At 73.7% G+C, this 14,676-nt stretch carries 12 protein-coding genes; 8 read left to right on the top strand and 4 right to left on the bottom strand.

All coding sequences use genetic code 11. The features are described 5' to 3' along the window. The first annotated feature begins 184 nt into the window (after positions 1-184). Genes Q1A09_RS11945 through Q1A09_RS11955 form a run of 3 tightly spaced genes read left to right on the top strand, consistent with a single transcriptional unit; the run spans position 185 to position 2,788 of the window. Positions 185-1,273 carry a methionine ABC transporter ATP-binding protein gene (locus Q1A09_RS11945; protein ID WP_299955149.1) on the top strand — a complete coding sequence of 363 codons (1,089 nt, stop codon included), beginning with the start codon at positions 185-187 and terminating at the stop codon, positions 1,271-1,273. Further along, complete coding sequence (locus tag Q1A09_RS11950; protein ID WP_299955152.1) at positions 1,270-1,929, top strand: methionine ABC transporter permease; 660 nt, start codon at positions 1,270-1,272, stop codon at positions 1,927-1,929. Before Q1A09_RS11945 ends, Q1A09_RS11950 begins: the two co-directional genes overlap by 4 nt. A gap of 37 nt (positions 1,930-1,966) precedes the next feature. Beyond that, entirely contained in the window at positions 1,967-2,788 is an 822-nt protein-coding gene (locus Q1A09_RS11955; RefSeq protein WP_299955155.1) for a MetQ/NlpA family ABC transporter substrate-binding protein, read from the top strand. 14 nt (positions 2,789-2,802) lie between these two features. Here the strand turns inward: Q1A09_RS11955 and Q1A09_RS11960 are convergent, their stop codons facing one another. Then, a complete protein-coding gene (locus Q1A09_RS11960; RefSeq protein ID WP_299955158.1) occupies positions 2,803-3,156 on the bottom strand; it encodes a Rieske (2Fe-2S) protein in 354 nt (117 codons plus the stop codon). 328 nt (positions 3,157-3,484) lie between these two features. Here Q1A09_RS11960 and Q1A09_RS11965 point away from each other — a divergent pair, with 328 nt between their 5' ends. The 5 genes from Q1A09_RS11965 to Q1A09_RS11985 all read left to right on the top strand — a co-directional run bounded on the left by Q1A09_RS11965 (position 3,485) and on the right by Q1A09_RS11985 (position 11,410). Continuing rightward, complete coding sequence (locus Q1A09_RS11965; RefSeq protein ID WP_299955161.1) at positions 3,485-5,602, top strand: TPM domain-containing protein; 2,118 nt, start codon at positions 3,485-3,487, stop codon at positions 5,600-5,602. Positions 5,603-5,784: 182 nt separating this feature from the next. Beyond that, positions 5,785-7,425, top strand: a complete 1,641-nt coding sequence (locus Q1A09_RS11970; RefSeq protein WP_299955164.1) for an ABC transporter substrate-binding protein — start codon at positions 5,785-5,787, stop codon at positions 7,423-7,425. Between the two features lie 117 nt (positions 7,426-7,542). Further along, complete coding sequence (locus Q1A09_RS11975; protein WP_299955167.1) at positions 7,543-8,649, top strand: ABC transporter permease; 1,107 nt, start codon at positions 7,543-7,545, stop codon at positions 8,647-8,649. 2 nt (positions 8,650-8,651) lie between these two features. Beyond that, positions 8,652-9,728, top strand: coding sequence for an ABC transporter permease (locus Q1A09_RS11980; protein WP_299955170.1), 1,077 nt, complete (start codon positions 8,652-8,654; stop codon positions 9,726-9,728). After that, positions 9,725-11,410, top strand: a complete 1,686-nt coding sequence (locus tag Q1A09_RS11985; RefSeq protein ID WP_299955173.1) for an ABC transporter ATP-binding protein — start codon at positions 9,725-9,727, stop codon at positions 11,408-11,410. The genes Q1A09_RS11980 and Q1A09_RS11985 overlap by 4 nt, the downstream gene beginning before the upstream one ends. A 112-nt stretch (positions 11,411-11,522) precedes the next feature. On the opposite strand, the gene Q1A09_RS11990 is transcribed toward Q1A09_RS11985, so the two are convergent. From Q1A09_RS11990 to Q1A09_RS12000, 3 genes are all read right to left on the bottom strand, one after another. Then, the gene (locus Q1A09_RS11990; RefSeq protein ID WP_299955176.1) at positions 11,523-12,470 is read right to left on the bottom strand and encodes a glycoside hydrolase family 88 protein; all 948 of its coding nucleotides are present in this window, start codon (positions 12,468-12,470) and stop codon (positions 11,523-11,525) included. A gap of 61 nt (positions 12,471-12,531) precedes the next feature. Then, positions 12,532-13,257, bottom strand: coding sequence for an SDR family oxidoreductase (locus tag Q1A09_RS11995; protein WP_299955179.1), 726 nt, complete (start codon positions 13,255-13,257; stop codon positions 12,532-12,534). Next, positions 13,254-14,651, bottom strand: a complete 1,398-nt coding sequence (locus Q1A09_RS12000) for a GH1 family beta-glucosidase (RefSeq protein WP_299955182.1) — start codon at positions 14,649-14,651, stop codon at positions 13,254-13,256. Before Q1A09_RS12000 ends, Q1A09_RS11995 begins: the two co-directional genes overlap by 4 nt. Positions 14,652-14,676 lie beyond the last annotated feature (25 nt).

Consider the following 14,676-nt stretch of genomic DNA (forward strand, 5'->3'; position numbering starts at 1 on the left):
TGACGCGTCGTCGCGCCATCGACCTGATGCGCGTCGCCAGCACGCTCTGACGCGGCGCCGCCCCGTCCCTCCTGTCGAGGAGCTCCCGCGCCGGGTCGCCACACACGTGGCACCGCCGTCCGGGGAGCAGCGCCCGACCGCCCGCATCCTGCCCGAGGACCACGCCCATGATCGAGCCACGCCCATGATCGAGCTGTCCGACGTCCGCAAGGTCTTCCCCGCCCGCCGCGGCGCCGGCGAGGTGACCGCCGTGGACGGCGTCAGCCTGTCGGTGGCCCGCGGTGAGTTCGCCGGCGTGGTCGGCCCGAGCGGCTCGGGCAAGAGCACGCTGGCCCGGCTGGTGAACCTGCTGGAGCGGCCGACCTCCGGCACGGTCACCGTCGACGGCCGGGTGCTCACCGACCTCGACGAGGCCGGGGTCCGCGAGGCCCGCCGCAGCATCGGGATGATCTTCCAGCACTTCAACCTGCTCGACTCGCGGACCGCGGCCGGCAACGTCGAGCACCCGCTGGAGCTGGCCGGGGTCGGCCGCACCGAGCGCCGCCGCCGGGTCGCCGACCTGCTGGACCTGGTGGGCCTGGCCGACCGGCACGCCGCCCGGCCGGGGCAGCTCTCCGGCGGGCAGAAGCAGCGCGTCGCCATCGCCCGCGCGCTGGCCGCCCGCCCGTCGGTGCTGCTCTGCGACGAGGCCACCTCGGCCCTGGACCCGGCCAGCACCGCCGGCGTGCTGGACCTGCTGCGTCAGGTGCGCGCCGAGCTGGGCCTGACCGTGCTGCTGATCACCCACGAGATGTCGGTGGTGCGGGCGGTCTGCGACAGCGCCGTGCTGATGAGCGCCGGCCGGGTGGTCGACGGTGGCCCGCTGACCGAGGTGCTCGCCCGCCCGGACTCGGCGCTGGCCGCCCAGCTGGTACCGGCACCGGCCGCGGCGGACACCGGGAACGGCGCGCTGGTGCAGCTCACCGTCACCGACGCCAGCCCGCAGGGCCTGGTGCTGCAGACCCTGACCGCCGAGCTCGGGCTGTCGGTCGAGGTCGCCGCCGGCTCGGTGGAGACCGTCGCCGGCCGCCGCTTCGGCCGACTGCTGCTGCGGGTCGAGGGCGACGACGGCCGGCTGGACCCTGCGCTGGCCCGGCTCCGCGCGGCCGGCGCGCTCGTCCAGCGCACCACCGCCGGTGACCCGCGCCCGGCGCCCGCCGCCGACGACGAACCACCTGCCGAACAGGAGCCCGACGTGCAGCGCCTCGCCGACGCCCCGGACGTGCAGCGGTGAACGACTGGTCGCGGATCGCCCCGCAGCTGCTGGACGCCACCGGCGAGACCCTCTACATGGTCGGTGTCGCCACCGCGCTGACCGTGCTGCTCGGCGTCCCGCTGGGGGTGCTGCTCACCGTCACCGCCCCCGGCGCGCTCGCCCCGCACCCGCTGCTGAACCGGCTGCTCGGCCTGGTGGTCAACCTGGGTCGCTCGCTGCCGTTCATCATCCTGCTCGTCCTGGTTGCCCCGGTGACCCGCGGCATCGTCGGCACCACGATCGGCTCGACCGCGACGATCGTGCCGCTGACCATCGGCGCCGTCCCGTTCCTGGCCCGGCTGGTGGAGACCAGCCTGCGCGAGGTCGCGCACGGCAAGGTCGAGGCCACCCTCGCCATGGGCGCCCGCCGCCGGGACGTCGTCCGCAGCGTGCTGCTGCCCGAGGCGCTGCCCTCGCTGGTCGCCGGCGTCACCGTCACCGTCGTGGCGCTGATCAGCTACTCGGCCATGGCCGGCGCGATCGGCGGCGGCGGGCTGGGCGACTTCGCCATCCGCTACGGCTACCAGCAGTTCCGCACCGACATCACGCTGGCCACCGTCGTCCTGCTGCTCGTGGTGGTGCAGCTCCTGCAGTGGGCCGGCGACCGCTGGGCCCGCCGCCTCGCCACCCACTGACCGTCCCGTTCCACCTGTTCCGAGGAGACACCTGATCATGCGTGCGAAGAACCCCCTGGCCGCTGCTGCCGCCGTCGCGACCGCCCTGGTGCTGAGCGCCTGCGGCGGGGGCAGCGCCGAGCTGTCGGCCGAGGACGAGCCCCTGCGGGTGGGCGCCTCCCCGGTGCCGCACGCGGAGATCCTGCGGTTCGTCGACGAGGAGCTGGCCGACGACGCCGGTCTGGACCTGGAGATCGTCGAGTTCACCGACTACGTGCAGCCCAACGTGGCCCTGGACGACGGCTCGATCGACGCCAACTACTTCCAGACCATTCCGTACCTGGAGGAGCAGGAGGCCAACGCCGGCTACGACTTCACCGCGCTGGAGCCGGTGCACATCGAGCCGCTGGGCATCTACTCCGACTCGCTCACCGACCTCGCCGACCTGCCGGACGGCGCCACGGTGGCGATCCCGAACGACCCGACCAACGCCGGGCGGGCGCTGCGGCTGCTGGCCGCCAACGACCTGATCACGCTGGCCGACACCGGTGACGCGGCGCCGACCTCGCTGGACATCGAGGACAACCCGAAGGACCTGCAGATCACGGAGATCGAGGCCGCCCAGCTGCCGCGGTCGCTGGCCGACGTCGACGCCGCGGTGATCAACGGCAACTACGCGATCGACGCCGACCTGTCGCCGGCCGAGGACGCCCTCGCGCTGGAGGAGGCCGAGGACAACCCGAACGCCAACCTGGTCGTCGTGCGCGCCGGCACCGAGGACGACGAGCGCATCGGCCAGCTGGAGGAGCTGCTGCACTCCGACGAGGTGCGCACCTTCATCGAGGACACCTACGAGGGCGCCGTCATCCCCGCCTTCTGATGCGCAGGTCGGGGTCAGGGGTCGACGACGACGTCCTGACCCCGCCGGACCGCCCGGCGCACCCGCAACTGGGCGACCTGGCCGAACCAGCGCACCAGCGTGGTGTAGCCGGGGGTGGGTCCGTGCCAGCCGAGGAACCCACGCGGCCCGGACACCATCTCCCCGGTCGAGGTGTCGTAGCGGGCCTGGTGCCACGGGCAGACCAGGCAGCCGTCGGCATCGACGGTTCCCTCGGCCAGGTCGGCGAGCTGGTGGCGGCAGCGCCGGGAGACGGCGGACAGCCGGTCGCCGGTGTTGACCACCGCCCACGGTCCGGCGGGGCGGACGGTGCCCGGTGGGAGGTCGCTGGCACGGATGCGGTCGGACACGGGGCCTCCTGGTCTCGGTGGGTGCCCGGGCACCTACCCACGGCAGCGACACGGGAGACGTGAGCGCGGAGATCGGTGCGCGGGGGCCCGGCGCGACGGTCGTCGCCTCGGCCGTCGGACCGAGTGCAGTCCTTCCCGAGGAGGAGACGTGCCCACTCGCGACACCGCCCGGCCCGCCGGCACCCCGTGCTGGGTCGACCTGGAGCCCCCCGACGTCGCCGCCGCACCTTCTACGCGGCGGTCCTCGACTGGGATGACCTCGACCCCGGTCCCGGCTTCGGGGGGCGCCGGCGGCGCAGCGCACAGCTCGATCGGCGACGATGGGGGCATGCGTCACCTCCTGCGTTCCGCCGCCGTCGGCACCCTGGGCTCGGGGATCGTGCTGCTCGGTGCCGGGCCGGCGTCGGCCGTCGACCCGTTCCTCCCGTCCGAGCAGCTGACCGACCAGGCCGACGTGCTCGACAGCGGCGAGGAGAGCGAGGTCGAGTCGGCGCTGCAGGAGCTCGAGGCCCAGGAGGGCACCCAGCTCTACGTCGTCTACGTGGACTCCTTCGACGGGATCGACCCGGACGTCTGGGTCGACCAGGCCTTCGACGCGGGGTTGCCCGACGACGCCGTGCTGCTGGCCGTTGCCCCGCCCACGGCCACCACGGAGGGGCAGGTCGGCTACCAGTCAGGGCCGGCGACCGGGGTCGCGAACGAGGCCGAGCTGGAGCAGCTGATCGACACCGACGTCCGGCCGGAGCTCCGGCAGGGGGACTGGGCGGGTGCAGCCACGGCGATGGCCCAGGCGCTGCAGGACGACGGCGCCGGGACCGGGACGTCCGCCGGAACGGCCACCGGCGGCGACGGCGGCGGTGGGGGAGCGCTCGCCGTGCTGCTCGGGATCGCCGTCGTCGGCGGTGGTGGCTACGCCCTGATGCGCAGCCGGAGCCGCAAGAAGCGGGCCGCGGCCCAGGCGCAGGCCGCCCGGGAGCGCGCCGAGGCCGAGGCCGCCGCGCGCGACCCGCACCACGGCACGTCCACCGAGCAGCTGATGTACCGGGCCAGCGAGCAGCTGCTGGCCCTGGACGAGGCGGTCAAGACCTCCGAGCTCGACCTGGCCTACGCCCGTTCGCAGTACGGCGAGCAGCCGGTCGCCGGCTTCCAGGAGGCGCTGGACCAGTCCAAGGGCGAGCTGTCCCGGGCGTTCACCATCCGCCAGGAGCTGGACGACGAGTACCCCGAGGACGAGCCGACCCAGCGTCAGATGCTGACCGACCTGCTCCAGCTGACCGGGGCGGCCGACGCCCGGCTGGCCGACCAGGCCGAGGCCTACGGCCGGCTACGGCACCTGCAGGAGTCCGCGCCGGAGGCGCTGGCCGCCCTCGCCCCGGCGATCGAGGCGGCCCGCGGCCAGGTGCCGGCGGCGGAACGCTCGCTGCAGGACCTGGAGCAGCGCTACGCGCGCACGGCCTGGGCCCCGGTCGAGGACAACGTGACCGAGGCGCGCTCCCGGATCGAGCTGGCCGAGCAGGCCGTCGCGCACGGCCGCACCGAGCTGGCCGAGGGCCGGCCGGCCGGCGCGGTGCCGGCGATCCGCGCGGCCGAGGACGCGCTGGCGCAGAGCCGCACGCTGCTGGAGGCGGTGGGCCGGGTCGCCGGTGACCTGGCTGCGGCGCAGGGGCGCTTCGACGAGGTGCGCGCCGAGACGGAGAAGGACATCGCCGAGGCCCAGGCGCTGCTGGCCCGCGGCGTCGACACCCCGGGCCTGCGCGAGCAGCTGGCCCGGGCGGAGAGCGCCCTGGCCGGGTCGGCCGGCCGACTGCAGCCCCGGGACGGTGCGCTGCCCGACCCGCTGGCCGTCGTCCGCCAGCTCGACGAGGCCGATCTCGCGCTGGAGGCCGCGCTGGAGCCGGCGCGCGACGTGCGCCAGCAGCAGGAGCGGGCGGCGGCGCACCTGCAGCAGGCCTACCGCGCGGCGGACACCTCGGTGGCGGTGGCCGGTGACTTCATCGCCACCCGCCGGGGAGCGGTCGGCAGCTCCGCCCGCACCCGGCTGGCCGAGGCGGAGCGGCTGCTGGACGACGCCGCCCGGCTCGGCAGCTCCGACCCGGTCGCCGCGCTGCGCTCGGCCCAGCGGGCCGACGGGCTGGCCCAGCAGGCGCTGGCGGCGGCCCAGCAGGACGTGCAGACCTACCAGGCAGGTGGCTACGGCGGCCCCGGCTACGGCGGCGGCTACCGGCGCGGCTACGGCGGGGGCGGCTTCGGCGGCGGCTTCGCCGGTGGCGTGGCCGGCGGGCTGCTGGGCAGCGTGCTGCTGGGCGGGCTCGGCGGCGGCTACGGGGGCGGGTACGGCGGCGGGGGCGGGGACTTCGGCGGCGGTGGCGGCTTCGGGGGCGGTGGGGACTTCGGCGGTGGTGGCGGTTTCGGCGGCGGCGACTTCGGCGGCGGCGGGGACTTCTGACGGCGGTCCGGGAGCCGGGGAGGCACACCGGGCGGCGGGGTCACAACACGATCACAGCCTGGTCCCGAGTTCTCGCCCAGTGAGATCGATGTGTTAGTCATGCAGTTCCGATGACCACAGGCGGCCGCGGTGGCGCGCCTCCCTGCGCCCGCGGCTCGCCTCCCATGAGAACGAGGTAGCGGATGAACTCCCTGTCCAGGAGCGGCCGGCGCACGCTGGTCGCGACGGCGGGCATCGCGACGACGGCCCTGGTGCTGTCGGCGTGCGGCGGCGGTGACGGTGACGGCGAGGGCGGTGGCTCCGGTGGTGGGGCACTGACCATCGGCACCACCGACAAGATCACCACGATCGACCCGGCCGGTTCGTACGACAACGGCTCCTTCGCCGTGATGAACCAGGTCTACCCGTTCCTCATGAACACCCCGATGGGCAGCCCGGACGTCGAGCCGGACATCGCCGAGTCGGCCGAGTTCACCTCGCCCACCGAGTACACGGTAACGCTGAAGGACGGCCTGACCTTCGCCAACGGCAACGAGCTGACCGCCTCGGACGTGAAGTTCAGCTTCGACCGCATGGTCGCGATCAACGACGAGAACGGCCCGGCGTCGCTGCTGTACAACCTCGAGAGCGTCGACGCCCCGGACGACACCACCGTGGTGTTCAACCTGGCGTCGCCCGACGACCAGGTCTTCCCGCAGATCCTCTCCAGCCCGGCCGGCCCGATCGTCGACGAGGACGTCTTCGCCGCCGACGCGCTGACCCCGGACGAGGAGATCGTCGACGGCAACGCCTTCGCCGGCCCCTACGCGATCACCAACTACGACCAGAACAACCTGGTCTCCTACGAGGCCTTCGACGGCTACCAGGGCCTGCTCGGCGCCCCGGAGACCGACACGATCAACGTCGCGTATTACACCGACGCCTCGAACCTGAAGCTGGACGTGCAGGAGGGCAACATCGACGTCGCGTGGCGGAGCCTGTCCGCGACCGACATCGAGGACCTGCGCGGCAACGACCAGGTCGAGGTCCTCGACGGTCCCGGCGGCGAGATCCGCTACATCACGTTCAACTTCGACACCCAGCCCTACGGTGCGACGACGCCTGAGGCCGATCCGGCCAAGGCCGTCGCCGTCCGGCAGGCCGTCGCGGACCTGATCGACCGCGAGGAGCTGGCCGACCAGGTCTACAAGGGCACCTACACCCCGCTGTACTCCCACGTCCCCGAGGGCCTGACCGGTGCGATCGAGCCGCTCATGGAGCAGTACGGCGACGGTTCCGGTGGCGCCGACGCCGACGCGGCCGCGCAGCGGCTGCAGGCGGCCGGTGTCCAGACCCCGGTCGAGCTGAACCTGCAGTACTCCAACGACCACTACGGCCCGTCCTCGGGTGACGAGTACGCGTTGATCAAGAACCAGCTGGAGGAGTCCGGGCTGTTCACGGTGAACCTGCAGACCACCGAGTGGGTGCAGTACTCCAAGGACCGCGTCGCCGACGTCTACCCGGCCTACCAGCTGGGCTGGTTCCCCGACTACTCGGACGCGGACAACTACCTCACGCCGTTCTTCCTCACGGAGAACTTCCTTGCCAACCACTACTCGGACCAGGAGGTGAACGACCTGATCCTGCAGCAGGCCACCACCGCCGACCCGGCCGAGCGGCAGGCGCTGATCGAGGAGATCCAGACCCAGGTCGCCGAGGACCTGTCCACGCTCCCGTACCTGCAGGGCGCGCAGGTCGCCGTCACCGGCACCGACGTCTCCGGCGCCGAGGACACCCTCGACGCGTCGTTCAAGTTCCGCTACGGCGCCCTCTCCAAGGGCTGACCCGAGCCGGACAGCGCAGCACGCAGCCCCGGGTGACCCGCAGCGCGGGTCACCCGGGGCTCGGCGCGTCCGGACCGGCGTGTCGCACGCACGAGCACACCTGATGGACTGGGAGCGATGACCACCACGACCACGGAGCCCACCACCGGCTCCACCGAGCCCGCCGGCGAGGCGACCCCGGCTCGCAAGCGCCGCAGCGGGGGTGGCGGGCTGGGCAGCTACGTCCTCATCCGCTTCCTGCTGATCTTCCCGACGATCTTCATCCTGGTGACGACCGTCTTCTTCCTGATGCGCGCCACCGGTGACCCGATCACCGCCGCGCTCGGTGGCCGGCTGCCCGCCGACCAGCTGGCCGAGCGGATCCGCGAGGCCGGCTACGACCGCCCGCTCTTCGCCCAGTACCTGGACTACCTGGGCAACCTGCTGCAGGGCGACTTCGGCACCACGCTCAGCGACCGCCGGCCGGTCAGTGAGGTGCTCACCACCTTCGGTGCGGCGACCCTCGAGCTGTCGGTCTACGCGCTGATCGTCGCGTTCATCATCGGCATCCCGCTGGGCATGATCGCCGCCTACTTCCGCGACCGGACGCCGGACGCGCTGCTGCGGGTCTTCGCGATCCTCTGCTACGCCACCCCGGTCTTCTTCGCCGGTCTGCTGCTCAAGCTGATCTTCTCGGTCTGGCTGGACTGGCTGCCGGTCGCCGGCCGCGCCTCCACCATCGCCGAGATCCAGCTGCAGAGCGTGGACAACCCCACCGGCATCGCCCTCATCGACGCGATCCAGACCGGCAACGGCGAGGTCGTCAGCGACGTGCTGCAGCACGCCATCCTGCCGTCGATCGCACTCGGCCTGCTCACCGCCGGGGTGTTCCTCCGGCTGGTGCGCACCAACGTCATCGGCACGCTGGGCACCGGCTACGTCGAGGCAGCCCGCTCCCGCGGCGTCGCCGAGTCCCGGCTGCTGCGCAAGCACGCCTACCGGCCGGCGCTGATCCCGATCATCACCGTCATCGGCCTGCAGATCGCCCTGCTGCTGGTGGGCGCGGTGCTCACCGAGACCACCTTCGAGTGGCGCGGCCTGGGCTTCCAGCTCTCGCAGTACCTGCAGGCGCGTGACTTCGTGGCGGTGCAGGGGATCGTGGCCCTGCTCGCCGTCATCGTCGCCGTCACCAACTTCATCGTCGACGTCATCGCGGCGCTCATCGACCCCCGGGTGAGGTACTGACCATGGCGACCGCTGTCACCACTCCTGAACAGGCCGGACGGCGGCGCTCCTGGCGCCGGCTGCCGGTGGTGCACCAGCTGCGGCAGAGCGTCGGCCTGCAGCGCGGCATGCTCATCGCCGGCCTCGTGCTGATGGGCGTCTTCGTGCTCACCGCGGTGTTCGCGCCCCTGCTGGCCCCCTACGAGTACGGCCAGCTGCGCGACGCCGAGGGCACCTTCGGGGCCCAGCAGTCGCCCTCGGCCGAGCACTGGCTGGGCACCACGGTCGGTGGCTACGACGTGCTGTCCCGGGTGATCTGGGGCTCGCGCACCGCGCTGTACGTGATCGTCATCGCGGTGCTGTTGTCGATCGTGCTGGGCGTGCTCCTCGGCCTGGTCTCCGGCTACTTCGGCGGCTGGCTGGACCGCGTCCTCGTGGTCATCGCCGACGCCGTCTACGCCTTCCCGACGCTGCTGCTGGCCATCGTCGTCGCCATCGTGATCAGCGGCGGCCAGTCCCGGCTGTGGGGCGGCATCTTCGCCGCGGCGATCTCGATCACCGTGGTCTTCATCCCGCAGTACTTCCGGGTGGTGCGGGCCGAGACGGTGCGGATCAAGGCCGAGGCGTTCGTCGAGTCGGCCAAGGTGATCGGCGCGAGCAACCGGCGGATCATGACCCGGCACGTGCTGCGCAACGCCACCCGCACGCTGCCGCTGATCCTCACGCTGAACGCCTCCGAGGCGATCCTCACCCTCGCCGGGCTGGGCTTCCTCGGCTTCGGCATCCAGCCCACCGCCGCGGCCGAGTGGGGCTACGACCTCAACCGGTCGCTGTCCGACGTCTCCAGCGGCATCTGGTGGACGTCGGTCTTCCCCGGCGCCGCGATCGTGCTCACCGTGCTGGGCCTGACCCTGGTCGGGGAGAGCCTCAACGACCTGGCCGACCCCCGGCTGCGCACCCGCCGCCGGGCCGCCGACGTCCCGGAGGACGAGGTCGAGGACGCCCCAGCGGGCACTCCCGAGGTGTCGGCCGTGCCCGGTGGCACCCTCAGCGGCCCCGACGGGGTCGGCGCCCCGCACACCGGAGGTACCCGAGCATGAGCGTCGTCGACATCAAGGACCTGCAGGTCACCTTCGCCACGGACGCCGGCAGCGTCGCCGCGGTCAAGGACGTCAGCCTGCAGGTGCAGGCCGGTGAGGTGCTGGCCATCGTCGGGGAGAGCGGCAGCGGCAAGACCGTCACCGCGCGCAGCATCCTCGGCCTGCTCCCGGAGACCGCGCGGGTGCGGGGCGCGGTGGTGCTCAGCAGCAAGGACGGCACGGACGAGCACGACGTCGTCCCGTTGCGCGGGTCGCAGCTGCGCGAGGTGCGCGGGCAGGACGCCGCCATGGTGTTCCAGGAGCCCTCGACCTCGCTGAACCCGGTCTACCCGGTCGGCTGGCAGATCGCCGAGGGGCTGCGGGCGCACGGGAAGCTCAGCAAGAAGGAGGCGCGAGTCAAGGCGATCGACGTGCTGCGCCGGGTCGGCATCCCCGACCCGGAGGAGCGCGTCGACCACTACCCGCACCAGTTCTCCGGCGGGCAGAAGCAGCGCATCGTCATCGCCCAGGCGCTCGTGCTCGACCCCGGCGTGATCATCGCCGACGAGCCGACGACGGCCCTCGACGTCACGGTGCAGGCCGAGATCCTCGACCTGCTGCGCCGCTGCCGGGACGAGTTCGGCGCCGCGATCGTGCTGATCACGCACAACATGGGCGTGGTCGCCGACCTCGCCGACCGGGTCGCGGTCATGTACCAGGGGCGGATCGTCGAGCAGGCCGACGTCCGCACGCTGTTCTCCGCGCCGCAGGACGACTACACCAAGCAGCTGCTCGGCGCCGTCCCGCGGCTGGGGCAGGGCGTGGCGCGCACCCGGGAGCGGGCGGCCGGCCGGAAGGCCGGGTGGGCGGAGGCCACCCCGGTGGTCGAGGCCCGCGACCTGCGGATCGTCTACCCCGGCCGGCTGCGCCAGCCGGACTTCGTCGCCGTCGACGGGGTCAGCTTCGCCATCCGGCCCGGTGAGGTGCTCGGCCTGGTGGGGGAGTCCGGCAGTGGCAAGACCACGATCGGCCGGGCCATCGCCGGGCTGACCAAGGTCGGCGGCGGGTCGCTGCAGGTGCTCGGCACCGAGATGAACGGCATGAAGGAGCGCACCTTCCGGCCGGTGCGGGAGCGGATCGGTTTCGTCTTCCAGGACCCAGCGTCCAGCTTCAACCCGCTGCTCACCATCGCCGAGGCGGTGGCCGAGCCGCTGGTGGTGCACAAGCGCGCCAAGGACCCGGCCGCGGCGCGGGCCCGGGTCGACGAGCTGCTGGAGGCGGTGCAGCTGCCCAAGGCCTTCGGCGACCGGTTCCCGCACGAGCTCTCCGGTGGTCAGCGGCAGCGCGCCAGCCTGGCCCGCGGGCTGGCGCTGGAGCCCGAGCTGCTCATCGCCGACGAGCCGACCTCGGCGCTGGACGTCTCGGTGCAGGCCCGGGTGCTGGAGCTCTTCGACGAGCTGCAGCGGGAGCTGGGGTTCGCGGCGCTGTTCATCAGCCACGACCTCGCCGTCGTCGACCTGCTCGCCGACCGGATCGCGGTGCTCTACCGCGGCCGGCTGGTCGAGGAGGGCACCGGCGCCGAGGTGCTCGGTGCGCCGAAGCACCCCTACACGCAGCGGCTGCTCGCCTCCCTGCCGGTGCCCGACCCGGACGAGCAGGCCACCCGCCGCACCCAGCTCCAGGCCCTCCGCGACGCCGACTGACGAAGGACCCCCTTGCCCCCCACCCCTCCCGGGCTCGGGGCGGGCCCCTGCAAGGGGGCCTGGGCGGCCATGTTGGCCAACATGGCCGCTCAGGTGACCCGGGGTGGTGCGGTCAGGGGGCGCGCCAGCGGCGGTGGGCGGCGTCGGCGAGGAGGAGGAAGGCCTGGGCCTCGGGGGAGTGCCCCGGCCGGTCGAAGTGCGGCGCGGCGCTGGCGCCGGTGACCCGGCCGAGGTCGTCCACCCGGTCGACCACCGCTGCCAGCAGCGACTCGCCCGTCGTGCCGTAGGACGGCGGCAGCCACCCCTCGGCCGCTCCGGTCAGCGCCGCGGTGGCCAGCATCGCGGCCACGTCGGTGTCCGCCGGCCCGGCCGGGTCGTCGAGCACGTCGCCGAACAGCCCGTCCGGACGGCGGTGCACCAGGCAGGCGTCCAGCAGCTCGCGCACCTGGGCGGCCACGGCGTCGGCGGCGTCCCCGGTGAGCCGGCCGACCGCACGGGCGGCGCCGGCGGCGACCCAGCCGTTGCCGGTGCCCCAGGGGCGGGCGTCGGCGAGGGCGCCGGCGTCCTCGTCCCACCGTGCCGCCCACAAACCGGTGCCGGGGTCGCGCAGCCGGGCCCGGTGGCCGGCGAGCTGGGCGAGCGCGGCGGCCGGCTCGCCGACCGCCGCCAGGAACGGCACCGCCATGTACACGGTGTCGGCCCAGACCTGCCGGCTGCCGAGCAGGTGGAACAGCGTGCCGTCCGCGGCCCGGGGCGCCCCGCTGGTGAGCCAGGCTCGTTGGCCGGCCGCCGCCGCGGTCAGCACCGGGTCGCCGGCGCGGACGGCGAGGTCGTGCACGAACTCGCCGACCGCGCCGCTGTTCACCGCGCACACCGGGTCCAGCTCGGCCAGCCGCCCGTCGGCCCGCTGCCGGGCGACCGCGTCGTCGACCAGCGCGCGCAGCGGGCCGGTCGCGCCGGCGTCGGCCAGCACGGCGGCGGTGAGGCCCTGGTCCCAGGAGTGGCGCTGGCTCACCAGCAGGCAGTCGAGCACGCGCCGGCGGGTGTCCGGGTCGAGCACTGGGGACCTCCTGGACGGCTCGAGCCCTGGCCCGAGGTGCAGGCCAGGGCTCGAGCGGTGGTCAGAACGAGATCTCGGCGCCGTCCTTGAAGATCCGGCCGGTCACCGTCGGCGGCTCGCGCAGCAGCGCCAGCGCGCCGGCCGCGCTCTGCTCCGGGGTGCCCGGCGCCTCGTCGCCACCGAGGTCGGTGCGCACCCAGCCGGGGTCGAGGGCGTTGACCGCCACCTCGCCGGCGAGCTGGGCGGCCTGCATGAGCACCAGCCCGTTGAGCGCCCACTTGCTCACCCGGTAGCTGCCGATCCCGGCGTCCCGGATCAGCTCGGTGGTGCCCGCGCCGGAGCTCACGTGCACCACCCGCGGGTCGGTGCCCTTGCGCAGGGCGGGCAGCAGCGCCAGCACCAGCCGGTGCGGGACGACGCAGTTGACCAGCAGGCTCTCCTCGAGCGTCCCGGCCGGCTCGTCCTCGAAGCGGGCGTCGCGGGCCAGCATCACCCCGGCGTTGTTCAGCAGCACGTCCAGGGCACCCCACCGCTGCCCGACCGCCTCGGCCAGCCGCGCGGGCGTCGTGTCGTCGGTGAGCTCGGCGACCACGGACGTGAACGAGCCGGCCCCGCCGGTCAGCTCCGTGGCCAGCCGGTCGAGGGCCGCCGCGTCCCGGGCGGTGCCGAGCACGTCCGCGCCGGCGGCGACCAGCTGCCGGGCGACGGCCGCGCCGACCCCGCGGGAGGCGCCGGTGAGCAGCACCCGGCGTCCCGCGAGGTCGGCGCTGGGGGACGTCTCCGTCACACGCCGTCCTTGGCGCTGCGGATGACGTCGGCGTAGGTGCGGGCGCTGTCCTTCGGCGTCCGCACCTGGGTCTCGTAGTCGACGTGCACGATGCCGAAGCGCTGGTCGTAGCCGCGGGCCCACTCGTAGTTGTCCAGCAGCGACCAGGCGAAGTACCCGCGCACGTCGGCGCCGGCGTCCATCGCCTCGGTCATCGCGGCCAGGTGCCGCAGCAGGTAGTCGACCCGCTCGGGGTCGTGCACCTGCCCGTCGGCGGAGACCTGGTCCGGCCAGGCCGAGCCGTTCTCGGTGATGAACATCGGCAGGCCCGGCGCAACGCCGCTGATCCAGGTCAGCAGCTCGGTGAACGCCTCGGGGTTGATGCCCCAGCCCATCGTGGTGGTGGTGCCCTCCGGCGGCAGGTCCTCGACCAGCTCCGCGCCGATGAAGGTGGGGTGCTTGCCGCTGGGCTCGCTGAGCGCGCGCACGGTGGACTGGAAGTAGTAGTTGATGCCCAGCCAGTCGACGGGCGTGGAGATGATCTCCAGGTCGCCGTCCTGCACCGGCAGCGGCGCCCCGGCCGCGGCCAGGTCGTCGACGACGTCGGCCGGGTACTCGCCGGTGGCGATCGGCACCAGGAACATCCGGTTCTGCTGGCCGTCGAGCCGGCGGGCGGCGTCGACGTCGGCGGCGGAGTCGGTGGCCGGCTTCATCGGGGTGAAGTTCAGCGTGATGCCCAGGTGGTCGGCGCCCTTGTCGCGCATCACCTGGGTGGCCAGGCCGTGGCCGAGCAGCAGGTGGTGCACCGCGCGGGAGGCCTCGACCGGGTCCTGGTGGCCGGGGGCGTGCTGGCCGGCCATGTAGCCCAGCAGCGAGCTGCACATCGGCTCGTTCAGCGTCGACCAGTGCGGCACCCGGTCACCCAGGGCGTCGTAGACCACGCCGGCGTACTCGGCGAAGCGGTAGGCGGTGTCCCGGTCGGTCCAACCGCCCTGGTCCTGCAGCGCCTGCGGCAGGTCCCAGTGGTACAGCGTCAGCCACGGCGCGATGCCGGCCTCGAGCAGCTCGTCGACCAGCCGGCGGTAGAAGTCCAGCCCGCGCTGCTCGACCGCGCCGGCCCCGGCCGGGAGCACCCGCGGCCAGGAGACGGAGAACCGGTAGGCGTCCAGGCCGAGGTCCTTCATCAGCGCCACGTCCTGCGGGTAGCGGACGTAGTGCTCGACGGCGACGTCGCCGGTGTGGCCCAGGTGGGTCTTGCCCGGGGTGTGGCTGAAGGTGTCCCAGATCGAGGGCCCCCGGCCGTCGACGTCGAACGCGCCCTCGATCTGGTAGGCGGCGGTGGCGGCGCCGAAGGTGAAACCGGGCGGGAAGGACAGCCCGGAGGCGGTGTCCGGGCGCACGTCGGTGGAGGTCATGGCGGTGCTGCTCCTAGCTCGGGTG

It is taken from the genome of uncultured Modestobacter sp., assembly GCF_947486615.1.
Lineage (GTDB): Bacteria > Actinomycetota > Actinomycetes > Mycobacteriales > Geodermatophilaceae > Modestobacter.

What these genes read in the sequence shown, in the direction of transcription:
- Q1A09_RS11945 (WP_299955149.1), top strand. Translation starts at nt 185, where the DNA reads ATGATCGAGCTGTCCGACGTCCGCAAGGTCTTCCCCGCCCGCCGCGGC.
- Q1A09_RS11955 (WP_299955155.1), top strand. Translation starts at nt 1,967, where the DNA reads ATGCGTGCGAAGAACCCCCTGGCCGCTGCTGCCGCCGTCGCGACCGCC.
- Q1A09_RS11965 (WP_299955161.1), top strand. Translation starts at nt 3,485, where the DNA reads ATGCGTCACCTCCTGCGTTCCGCCGCCGTCGGCACCCTGGGCTCGGGG.
- Q1A09_RS11970 (WP_299955164.1), top strand. Translation starts at nt 5,785, where the DNA reads ATGAACTCCCTGTCCAGGAGCGGCCGGCGCACGCTGGTCGCGACGGCG.
- Q1A09_RS11975 (WP_299955167.1), top strand. Translation starts at nt 7,543, where the DNA reads ATGACCACCACGACCACGGAGCCCACCACCGGCTCCACCGAGCCCGCC.
- Q1A09_RS11980 (WP_299955170.1), top strand. Translation starts at nt 8,652, where the DNA reads ATGGCGACCGCTGTCACCACTCCTGAACAGGCCGGACGGCGGCGCTCC.
- Q1A09_RS11985 (WP_299955173.1), top strand. Translation starts at nt 9,725, where the DNA reads ATGAGCGTCGTCGACATCAAGGACCTGCAGGTCACCTTCGCCACGGAC.
- Q1A09_RS12000 (WP_299955182.1), bottom strand. Translation starts at nt 14,651, where the DNA reads ATGACCTCCACCGACGTGCGCCCGGACACCGCCTCCGGGCTGTCCTTC.